Source organism: uncultured Planktomarina sp., from assembly GCA_943788425.1.
Lineage (GTDB): Bacteria > Pseudomonadota > Alphaproteobacteria > Rhodobacterales > Rhodobacteraceae > Planktomarina.
In genome coordinates, this window is sequence record CALSQF010000002.1 from 71401 (window position 1) to 82103 (window position 10703).

General features: G+C 54.5%; 12 protein-coding genes and 2 pseudogenes. 3 read left to right on the forward strand and 11 right to left on the reverse strand.

Annotation, left to right across the window (positions count from 1 at the left end; genetic code table 11):
• Positions 1-4 precede the first annotated feature (4 nt).
• Both ABLW18_RS02480 and ABLW18_RS02485 read right to left on the reverse strand, forming a co-directional pair.
• Positions 5-235, reverse strand: a complete 231-nt coding sequence (locus ABLW18_RS02480; protein WP_347823299.1) for a pentapeptide repeat-containing protein — start codon at positions 233-235, stop codon at positions 5-7.
• 196 nt (positions 236-431) lie between these two features.
• The gene (locus tag ABLW18_RS02485) at positions 432-920 is read right to left on the reverse strand and encodes an N-acetyltransferase (protein WP_347823300.1); all 489 of its coding nucleotides are present in this window, start codon (positions 918-920) and stop codon (positions 432-434) included.
• Positions 921-992: 72 nt separating this feature from the next.
• Between ABLW18_RS02485 and ABLW18_RS02490 the strand changes: the two genes are divergently transcribed.
• A complete protein-coding gene (locus ABLW18_RS02490; protein WP_347823301.1) occupies positions 993-1598 on the forward strand; it encodes a flavin reductase family protein in 606 nt (201 codons plus the stop codon).
• 26 nt (positions 1599-1624) lie between these two features.
• On the opposite strand, the gene ABLW18_RS02495 is transcribed toward ABLW18_RS02490, so the two are convergent.
• The gene (locus ABLW18_RS02495) at positions 1625-3256 is read right to left on the reverse strand and encodes a SulP family inorganic anion transporter (RefSeq protein ID WP_347823302.1); all 1632 of its coding nucleotides are present in this window, start codon (positions 3254-3256) and stop codon (positions 1625-1627) included.
• 182 nt (positions 3257-3438) lie between these two features.
• Between ABLW18_RS02495 and ABLW18_RS02500 the strand changes: the two genes are divergently transcribed.
• Entirely contained in the window at positions 3439-4314 is an 876-nt protein-coding gene (locus tag ABLW18_RS02500; protein ID WP_347823303.1) for an S-methyl-5'-thioadenosine phosphorylase, read from the forward strand.
• An 86-nt stretch (positions 4315-4400) separates the two neighbouring features.
• Positions 4401-4931, forward strand: a complete 531-nt coding sequence (locus ABLW18_RS02505) for an adenine phosphoribosyltransferase (protein ID WP_347823304.1) — start codon at positions 4401-4403, stop codon at positions 4929-4931.
• Here ABLW18_RS02505 and ABLW18_RS02510 read toward each other — a convergent pair.
• From ABLW18_RS02510 to ABLW18_RS02545, 8 genes and pseudogenes are all read right to left on the reverse strand, one after another.
• Positions 4928-5512, reverse strand: a complete 585-nt coding sequence (locus ABLW18_RS02510) for a GNAT family protein (protein ID WP_347823305.1) — start codon at positions 5510-5512, stop codon at positions 4928-4930. The genes ABLW18_RS02505 and ABLW18_RS02510 overlap by 4 nt on opposite strands.
• Positions 5513-5515: 3 nt before the next feature.
• Positions 5516-6778: a pitrilysin family protein gene (locus ABLW18_RS02515; RefSeq protein ID WP_347823306.1), complete on the reverse strand. Its 1263-nt coding sequence runs from the start codon at positions 6776-6778 to the stop codon at positions 5516-5518.
• Positions 6775-8161, reverse strand: a pseudogene (thrC, locus tag ABLW18_RS02520) (threonine synthase). The gene ABLW18_RS02515 and the pseudogene thrC overlap by 4 nt, the downstream one beginning before the upstream one ends.
• 10 nt (positions 8162-8171) lie before the next feature.
• Positions 8172-8846, reverse strand: coding sequence for an SURF1 family protein (locus tag ABLW18_RS02525; RefSeq protein WP_347823307.1), 675 nt, complete (start codon positions 8844-8846; stop codon positions 8172-8174).
• Positions 8847-8933: 87 nt separating this feature from the next.
• Positions 8934-9737: a cytochrome c oxidase subunit 3 gene (locus ABLW18_RS02530; protein ID WP_347823308.1), complete on the reverse strand. Its 804-nt coding sequence runs from the start codon at positions 9735-9737 to the stop codon at positions 8934-8936.
• Positions 9738-9755: 18 nt separating this feature from the next.
• Positions 9756-10325 (reverse strand): cytochrome c oxidase assembly protein, encoded by a 570-nt coding sequence (locus tag ABLW18_RS02535; protein WP_347823309.1) that lies wholly within the window; start codon positions 10323-10325, stop codon positions 9756-9758.
• Positions 10322-10510, reverse strand: a complete 189-nt coding sequence (locus ABLW18_RS02540; RefSeq protein ID WP_347823310.1) for a hypothetical protein — start codon at positions 10508-10510, stop codon at positions 10322-10324. Before ABLW18_RS02540 ends, ABLW18_RS02535 begins: the two co-directional genes overlap by 4 nt.
• A pseudogene (locus ABLW18_RS02545) lies at positions 10507-10703 on the reverse strand (protoheme IX farnesyltransferase); the annotation flags it as partial. The pseudogene ABLW18_RS02545 and the gene ABLW18_RS02540, both read right to left, overlap by 4 nt.

Consider the following 10703-nt stretch of genomic DNA (forward strand, 5'->3'; position numbering starts at 1 on the left):
GCCCCTACGTCAGACCCACGGTCTCGCCAAGATCTGTAAACTCCCTCTCACCCGCATCATTGATAACTGTCCGAAAGTCCGCCCCCAGCATGTTCGCCGCCAGCAGGTCCGCATCCCGCAGCTCCGCCCGCAGCAGGTTCGCTCTAGACAAATTAATCTTGACGCCCGATCGGACATATCGATTCCACACATCAACGCTTTGCTTCAATATTTCGAGCTGCTTGGGATCTGCCATAATCCTGCCTGTATTAAATACATACCTTCAATTTTTTTGGATTTTAACATGGTTTACAGATAGACGAAATAAAACTCTAATCATAGCGCGCAAGGCTTCAGCCGATCTTTGGTGCCGGGCGCTCCGCCGGAGAACGGAGGCCACAGGGTCATCTGGGGGCTGATGTCAGGCGTTCAGACTGAGATTATATCTGGCGTTAAAATCGGGCGCGGGTCACCTGACCTTGCACCCCTTCCCAAGCGGCGGTGGCCAAAGACATGCCCAAAATACGTTTGGGATTGGTGGGCGGCGGCATTTCAACACCGCTCAAAGGTCGAAATCCGAATCTTTGATAATAGGGCGCGTCCCCCACCAGCAGCACCTTGTTCCAACCAAGTCCTGGCGCCAAGGCCAGGCTTTCACGAATCAAATATCCCCCCAGCCCCTCGCCCTGCCGAGTTGGGTGGACGGCAATCGGCCCAAGCAAGAGCACGTGACGCTCCCCGACACAGACAGGCCAATAGCGAATGGCACCGGCCAGAATGCCATCTGGATCCCGCGCCACCTGTGACAGGGCGGCAATCGGCGGAGTTCCCTCGCGCAATCGATAGGAAGACAAAGCCTCCCGGCCCGGAGCAAAGCACAAATCATACAGCGCTTCGACTTCCCACCAATCTGCGTCTGTCTCGCGGTTTAAATGAAACACCGCCCCGTCCTCTTTCGTTTTGCAACTGGCCTAACACGCGGTTACGCTTGGCGCAAACCCAGAGGAGAGCACATGTTTTATCGTCCCGACGAGGGTCACGGCCTGCCCCATAATCCGTTTAATGCCATCATTGCCCCGCGGCCCATCGGCTGGATCTCAACGCAGGACGCAGATGGACGACGCAACCTGGCGCCCTATTCGTTTTTCAACGCCGTGGCCTATGTGCCGCCGCAGGTGATGTTTGCATCCACCGGTGCAAAAGCCGATCAGGATGGCACAAAAGACAGCGTCAGCAATATCCGCGAGACCGGAGCATTTTGCGTCAATATTGTCGAATATGCTATGCTAAACGCGATGAATGCCTCCTCGGCAAGTCTTGGAAAGCAAGAAGATGAGTTTGCACATGCAGGGCTCGAAGCCCTGGCCTGTGACACCATCTCAGGGTTTCGCGTTGCCGGCGCGCCCGCCAGCCTTGAGTGTAAGGTGACACAGATCATCACGCTGGCCGGGCCGGCTAATTTTGCCGTCTTCGGGGAAGTCACCGGCGTTCATATGCGTGATGATTGTATGGTGGATGGCCTGTTTGATGTGAAAAAATTTAAGCCATTGGCGCGTTTGGGCTACAAAGATTACAGCTTTGTGGATCACAGCTTTGCTCTGAGCCGCCCGGACGACTGATCCGGGCGGCTATGGTGCTTTGAGGTCTAATGCCCAGCCGCCAAAATGCCAGTGCGCACACCGTAATCCACAGCAATTTGATAGTCAGGGTCATCATCACTGTCGACGATCAAATGCCCGGCCTTGCTTAGAAGGTAATGGCAATCTTTGCTCAAGTGACGCAATTGAATGCGCTTGCCCGCCTCTTCATATTTCAGCGCCAAGGCCTCAATCGCCTGCAGAGCCGATTGATCCGCAACCCGGCTGTCTGCGAAATCGACAACCACCGTCTCTGGATCCTCATATGGGGTAAACAGCTCCGAAAACCCCTCTGTTGAGCCAAAGAAAAGCGGACCGCGGATTTTGTAAACCTTGGTGCCATCACTCTCAACCGCACGGTTCGCATGGATCCGGGTGGCGTTTTGCCAAGCATAGGCCAGCGCCGAGACAATAACCCCAACCACAACCGCGATGGCAAGGTCAGTCATCACCGTCACAGCCGTGACCAAGATGATCACAAAGGCATCCGTCAGCGGCACTTTTCGCATGATCATCAAACTGTTCCAAGCAAAAGTGCCGATCACGACCATGAACATTACGCCGACCAAAGCGGCCAAAGGAATTTGTTCGATCAAGGGAGAGGCCACGACGATAAAGGCCAAAAGGAACAACGCTGCGGCGGTGCCGGCAATACGGGTGCGCCCGCCGGATTTCACATTGATCATCGACTGACCAATCATGGCGCAGCCGCCCATTCCACCAAAAAATCCAGTGACGGTATTCGCGATGCCCTGCGCAATACTCTCTTGGCTCGCACCCCCTCGCTTGTTGGTGATGTCCCCCACAAGATTGAGCGTCAGCAGGCTTTCAATCAGGCCAATGGCAGCCAGAATCCCCGCATGGGGAAGGATGATCCAAAAAGTTTCTAAGGTCAGCGGCACGCTGGGGATATGAAACTGCGGCAAGCCGCCCTCAATACTGGCCAAATCGCCAACGCGTGGCACATCAATGCCAAAGGCAATCACAACCACCGCGACAATACCAATTCCCGCCAAAGGAGCCGGGACCGCTTTGGTCAGCTTGGGCATGCCCCAAACGATCACCATAGTGAGCGCAACCAGCCCCAGCATGAACAACATGGGCAGACCCGAAAGCCACTCCCCGCTCGACATGCCATGGCCCGTGTTTACCACAGATCCCGGCACTTTAAACTGTGTCATCTGCGCCAGGAAAATGACAATTGCTAAGCCATTCACAAAACCCAGCATCACCGGATGCGGCACAAGACGAATGAATTTGCCCCATTTCATAATGCCAACAAAAATCTGAATAAGCCCCATGAGCACCACCGTCGCGAAGAGATATTCGACTCCATGCTGCGCCACAAGCGCCACCATGACCACCGCCAGAGCGCCCGTTGCGCCGGAAATCATCCCAGGGCGCCCACCGATCAGCGCGGTGATCAGCCCAACGATAAAAGCGGCATAAAGCCCGACCAAAGGGTGCACCCCAGCGACAAAGGCAAAGGCCACCGCCTCGGGCACCAGCGCCAAAGCCACGGTGAGACCAGCCAAGAGCTCGATACGAATACGGCCTGGGGTCAAGGGCTCCCCAGCGCTCAAATTAAAGTTGGCAAAAGAAGATTTGACCGCCGATGCAGCCAATGAAACACGAGACATAATGGAAACCTTTTTGTCGAACAGTCGAAACTTTGCCGCCTCTTATCATATATTTCGCGGAGGTCACAGAATTCTTAACGCGCTGTGAAATTCTGAGCCCAAAGCCCCGGTCGGCGACTAGCGCGGCGCATAAAAACATGTAACAAAATGAAGATACTTCGACATCATTAAGGACGCAGACGATGAGCACAACAAAAATTGGAGTGATTGGTGGCTCCGGGGTTTATGACATTGATGGGCTGCAAAACCCTAAATGGCAACAAGTCGAGAGTCCCTGGGGCGTGCCGTCCGATGAGCTGCTCACCGGACAGCTGGCCGGTGTCGAAATGGTCTTCTTGCCCCGTCACGGGCGCGGCCATGTCCACGCCCCCAGTGATGTACCGTATCGCGCCAATATCGACGCTTTGAAACGACTTGGAGTTACAGATGTCGTCTCCGTAAGTGCCTGCGGTTCGTTTCGCGACGAGATGGAGCCAGGACATTTTGTTTTGGTCGATCAGTTCATAGACCGCACCACACAGCGGGCCAGCTCCTTTTTCTCCAGCGGTTGCGTGGGTCACGTCAGCCTCGCCCACCCGACCTGCCCTCGGCTATCAGCTGCTTGTGCTGCGGCGACAAGGGCGGAAGGGATAACCGTGCATGAGGGTGGCACATATCTCGCCATGGAAGGGCCACAATTCTCAACACTGGCTGAAAGCCGCATGTATCGTGAAAGCTGGGGGGCGGATGTGATCGGTATGACCAATATGCCTGAAGCAAAACTCGCGCGCGAAGCCGAATTATGCTACACCTCCGTGGCCATGATCACCGACTATGACAGCTGGCACCCAGATCATGGGGAGGTCGATGTGACGGAAATCATCAAGACTCTCATGGGCAATTCAGCGCAGGCCAAGGGGATGGTGGCACGCCTGCCGCAGCTTTTGGGCGCCACCCGCAACCTCTGCCCGGCTGGCTGCGACCGATCACTGGAATATGCTATACTCACCGTTCCCGAGGCCCGTGATCCTGTTTTGCTCAGCAAGCTCGATGCCGTTGCCGGACGGGTCTTGCGCTAAGGCGCTACATTGTCAAACACGGCAAATTGGGGCTCGTCTCTGCCAACAGAGCTGCTATGACGGGCGCGCCAGAAGAGGACTGTTTTATGAAAACCGTAAAAGACTATATCCGCACCATCCCTGATTTCCCACATGAGGGGATCATGTTCCGCGATGTCACCACGCTTTTTGCCGACCCGCGCGGCCTGCGTCTGGCTATTGATCAACTGCTGCATCCCTATGCAGGAATCCCGGTCGACAAGATTATTGGCCTTGAGGCACGCGGCTTCATTCTGGGCGGCGCCATTGCGCATCAGCTGGGTAAAGGTTTCGTGCCAATCCGTAAGCAAGGCAAACTGCCCGGCAAGACCCTATCACAGGCCTATACATTGGAGTATGGCGAGGCGGTGATGGAGATACATGAAGACGCCATTGAACCGGGTGAAAAGGTTCTGGTGGTTGATGATCTTTTGGCCACGGGCGGAACTGCAGCCGCAGGTCTCAAGCTCTTGGAACGTCTCGGCACAGATGTCATTGGATGCGCATTTATCATTGATCTGCCAGACCTTGGCGGCCGCCGTGTGCTGGAGGGTTTAGACATGCCCGTCCATTGCCTGTGCTCCTACGAGGGTGTTTAGCCTGCCTCTGTTTTACCGCGCCTATCAAAGCGGATCGCGGCATATAGCACATGGGAACGCCAGCGTCCCGCGATTTGCAAATAACTCTGCGCCACCCCTTCATATTTAAAGCCGCAGCTCTCCAATAAACCGCGCGAGGCGTGGTTTTCCGGCAAGCAGGCCGCCTCAATGCGGCTCAAATCAAGTTTGCGAAAAGCATGGGCCACCAGCCCGGTGACCGCCTCGCGCATATAGCCCTGACGCGCGAAGCGCTCTCCTGTCCAATATCCCAAAGTTCCTGCCTGAGCCGGGCCTCTGCGGATATTGTCCAATGTGACTGCTCCCACAAGCGCTTGATCGGTCTTACGGAGCAAAAATAACGGACAGCCTGAGCCATTTTTAACGGCGCGCTGTGCCCAGTATACCCGCGCCGTAAAGTTTCGCCGAGTCAAATGCTCCTCTGACCAGACCGGGTCCCAAGGAGAAAGAAAATTACGGCTTTCGCTGCGCAGCTCTACCCAAGCGCGAAAGTCATTGTGTTGAGGCAACCGCAAGATAAGCCGGTCGGTCTCACACACAGGCTTGGCATTACGGGCAAACATCAATCACGCCACCAATCTGGCCTGTACAGCCGCCAGATCGGGCGCATCGCTCACCGGTCCGTAAAGCGCCATAGCCGCCGGTGCGCCATCGGACATCGCCCCGGCATAGCTGCGCACAGTCTCAACAGTTACCGCATCAATTTGCGCCACGACCTCGTCCAAAACAGGAATGCGGTCCCAAATCGAAAGCATCCGCGCCAGGCGCTCAGCCCGCGCAGAGGGGCTTTCCAGCCCCATCAACATGCCCGCTTTCATCTGGGCCCGCGCTCGGGCCACTTCAACTTCGCTCATATCTTCTGCCGCGCGTTTTAGCTCATCTATGGTGATATGGGCCAAATCAGACAGTTTATCGCCGGAAGTGCCGGCATAGAGTGTCATCGTGCCCGTATCGCAATAGGCGCCAGCACTGGCAAAAATCGAATAGCATAGGCCGCACTTTTCCCGCACCTCTTGAAACAGCCGGGACGACATACCGCCGCCAAAAGCCGAGGAAAAAATCTGTGCCGTGTAGATATTGGGGTCTTTGTAATTCGGGCTTTCGAAAGACAAAGCAAAATGCGCCTGTTCAAGATCTTTCACGCGGCGAATTTCGCCGCCCTGAAATTGCGCCGGCGTCACCTGTGCCTGCGCCCGCGCGGTCAAATCGCCAAAAATATCCTCACATTGCCGCAAAATTTCCGCATGATCCACCGCCCCGGCCGCCGCCAGAACCATTTGATCAGGGCTATAATTTTCGTGCACAAATTGCGACAAATCCGTTCTTTGAAATTGGGCCACACGCTCCTCTGGCCCTAAAATTGATCGCCCCATGGCCTGCCCCGGATAAGAGACCTCTTGCAGCCAATCAAAGATGATATCATCCGGCGTATCCAACGCTTGACCAATCTCAGACAGGATCACCCCACGCTCGACTTCAATTTCAGCCGGATCGAAAACCGAATTGAGTACAATATCTGAAATCACATCGAGAGCCAAAGGCACATCGCTTTGCAATACCCGTGCATAATAGGCTGTCATCTCGCGGCTGGTATAGGCGTTGATATACCCACCCACATCCTCAATCGCCTCGGCAATCTGCACCGAACTGCGCCGCGCTGTCCCCTTAAAGGCCATATGCTCGAGAAAATGCGCAATGCCATTTTGTTCGATCCGCTCATGGCGGCCGCCGGCGTTGACCCATATGCCTACAGAGGCAGATTTAAGTCCTGGCATATGCTCAGTGACGATGCGAAAGCCATTTTTCAGGCGATGGGTTTGGACGGTCAAAGGGCAATACGCTCGCGAACTAGAGATTTCATGAATTGCAAATCATTGGGCATTTCGGTCATGCGCTCCTCGCGGTCAAACAAATCCGCCAGCGAGCGTGGCAAAGCAGGCCGAAGCCCTACAGCTGCGGCCACGGCGTCCGGGAATTTTGCGGGATGTGCCGTTGCCAGCGTTATCATCACAGAGCTGCCCAAGTGTCCCTCAGCCACTTTCACACCGACGGCGGAATGTGGACAAAGCACTTCGCCGGTGGTGGCAAAGAGGGTTTGGATCGTGGCGCTGGTTTCCTCTTCGGAGCTGCGGCCACTGTCAAAAGTCTTTGCGCAACGCATGCAAAGCACCCTGGCTGATGCCGAATCCGCCTTGCTTCATTTCCCCCATCAGCTGCGCCACGGCAGCTCCATCGCGGTTATAGGCATCAAAGAGCGCCCGTTCGAAATTCGAGGATACTTCGATATCCATGGAGGGGGTAATGGTGGGAAATACTTGATCAGTGTCATAGCGCCCAGTGGAGATGACGCGATGCAAAATATCGTTTCGGTTAGTGGCAATCACCAAACGGTCAATCGGCAGCCCCATGCGTTTGGCAATATAACCTGCAAAAATATCTCCAAAATTACCCGTAGGCACGGTGAAAGAGACCTTACGATGCGGGGTGCCTAGGCTGGTTGCAGCACTGAAATAATACACGACCTGTGCCAAAACCCGAGCCCAATTGATTGAGTTGACCCCTGCCAACTTCACCCCGTCACGGAATTCAAAATCATTGAACATGTCTTTGAGCATGGCTTGGCATGTGTCGAATGTGCCCTCCATTGCGATGGCGTGGACATTGGCCTCAACCGGAGTGGTCATTTGACGGCGTTGCACCTCTGACACTCGTCCATTGGGGAAAAGAATAAATACATTGGCCACATCCAAGCCGCGAAACGCCTCAATCGCGGCTGATCCGGTGTCGCCAGAGGTGGCGCCGACAATCGTCACCCGTTCCCCGCGCCGTGCAAGCGCCTTTTGAAACAGCTGACCAATCAACTGCATAGCAAAATCCTTGAAAGCCAGTGTCGGGCCGTGGAAAAGCTCAAGCAGATGATGGTTTGGGCCCAATTGCACCAATGGCGCGCGCGCAGCATGGCCAAAACTCGCATAGGCAGCTGTAATGGCATCCATCAATTCAGCATCGCTGAAACAATCCCCTACAAAGGGCTTCATCACGCGAAAAGCAATCTCCTCATAGGGCTGACCGGCCAGCGCAGCGATATCAGCGGCGCTCATTTGCGGGATGCTTTGTGGGACATAAAGCCCGCCGTCCCGCGCAAGTCCACTCAACATGGCCTCTTCAAATGACAAAACAGGCGCATTCCCGCGGGTTGAGATATATTTCATTGCCTTGACCCTAAGTTTTACTGTTACGGGATCGGTAAAGGAAATAGCCAGACATTCCAAGCCAGATTAATGCCAAAGAAAACCAGGTCAGCGCATAATTGAGATGGTCATTGGGGATACTGGCACTCATTTTTGGCAATGGCCTGGCCAGGTCATCGGCAAAGCTGCTGTTGCGCAGCACCAGCAAGATTGGTTCGGTCTGCAGATGTGCGGACAGTTTGGCAACATCGCGGGCAAACCATATGTTCGCAGCAAGATCATTGTCAGGGGTGAAGCTGTCAATTTCCTGCGGCCACTGCAAATTGCCCGTCACCTGGCCCGTGCCCTTGGGTACGGCGGGCAGAGCGGCGCGCACAGAGATGAAGCCGCGATCCACCATGATCTTGCGACCATCACTAAGTTCAAAAGCATTTATCAACCGATAGCCTGCACCGTAAATCTTTTGCGACACGAGGACACGGACCGTATCGTCACCAATATATTGCCCTGTGCCACGCACGGGCAAAAGGTCATGCCTTGCCGAGCTGACCTGAGCTGGGATATCGATGGCAGGCGCCAAGATCTTGCGCTCAATCTGCGCCAGAATATCCGTTTTCCAGGCCAAGCGCTGCACTTGCCAGACGCCCAGCCCCAGTAAGATGGCCGTGCCCACTGTGGCCAATAAAATCATACCCCAATAACGCATTTCATCCCCTTCAAAGCGCAAAAAGGGCAGCTGCACGCCGCCCTTTTCATAAAGTGACCGTCGCGCTGGTGCGCCGGCAAGCTCGGTTTAGCCGGCCCAGAGGTAGACAGCGGCGAACAAAAACAGCCAAACCACGTCCACGAAGTGCCAGTACCATGCCGCAGCCTCAAACCCTACATGGCTTTGCGGTGTGAAATGGCCCTTGGTGACCCGGATCAAACAGACCAGCAAAAAGATCGTACCGATCAAAACATGCATGCCGTGGAACCCTGTGGCCATGAAGAAGTTAGCGAAGGTGATCTCACCAGAGAACGTCCACCCATCAACGACCAGCAATTCGCGGTACTCATACACCTGAAACGCTGTGAAAACAGCTCCAAAAGCAATCGCTAGGATCAGCCCCATACGCAGATCTTTGCGGTTGTTGTCATGCACCAAAGCGTGGTGTGCCCAGGTGGCCGCACAGCCTGAAATCAAGAGCAAAAGCGTGTTGATCAAGGGCAATTCGAACGCGTTGATTTGGTGAAATTCAGGCTTCAGATATTCCGTGCCGACATATTCGTACATCGGGTAAAGCTGATGTTTAAAGAAGCTCCAGAACCAAGCCGAGAAGAACATGATTTCGGACATGATGAACAAGATGAACCCATAACGCAGGCCGATTTGCACAACAGGAGTGTGATCCCCCACATGGCTTTCAGCGACAACTTCGCTCCACCATGCGTACATGATATAAAGCACGCCAACAAAGCCGGCCAAGAAGATATAGGGCCCGTTGTCATGCATCCAAAGGATCGCTCCTGTTAGCATCACCAAAGCCGCCAAGGACCCCAAAAGCGGGTTCACTGAAGGGGGAAGGATGTGATAATCGTGGTTCTTTTCATGTGCCATAGTTGGGCCTCGTCGAACTTAGTTTCGTTTTATGGGTGTATCGATCTGCAACGCAGCCTGCGCCTCGGGCAAATCAATTTCGTAGAATGTATACGATAAGGTTATCGTATGGATATACTTACCTTCTGTGTCACTGACAATTTCAGGATCGACATAGAACGTTACGGGCATCTGCACCCGTTCACCAGGCATCAAAAGCTGCTCTTCGAAGCAAAAACAATCAATCTTGGTGAAGAAGCCGCCCGCTTGGTAGGGGGTAACGTTATAACTGGCCGATCCGGCTATGGGCCGGTCGGTGGGATTATAGGCCTCGTAAAAGGCCAAACCAGTCTCACCGATTTTCAATTCCATCGTGCGTTCAACCGGCTTAAAACGCCAATTCATGTCTTTATCGACAGAGGCGTCAAAGCGAATTTTGATGGTTTCGTCCAAGACGGTCTCACTGCCCAAATCGGCAGTGCCAGTCACGCCACCAAAGCCTGTGACCCGGCAAAACCAGTCGTAAAAAGGCACACTGGCCCAAGCGAGGCTTCCCATCAGGACCACAACCGCCAAAGTTTGGCTCAACGTTTTGGATTGTGGCGTCACTGACTGGGCTCCTCGGTCGCCGATGAACGCGGAGCGTGATCATAACCCTCGACCGGTCCTGTGCTGGTGATCTTCACCAAGCTCAGCACCGTGACCAATCCGATAAACAGCACCAAACACACAGCCACGCCAAGGTTTTGACTGCGCCTGCGCCGATGCATATCTGTCTCAACCCGAAAACTCATGACCAGCCTCCCAACCCATAGGGCGCCAAAAGAGCCTCTGCCAAAATCGCAAGGAAATGCACGAAGAGATAAAGCAGCGAAAACCTAAAGAAGGCCCGCTCTACCTTGAAATTATCCGCCTCCGACGCCAGCTCATCGCGCCGCCAAATGAGGACAGCATCTTTCAGCACGATCGCATTGCAGATCAACGCCG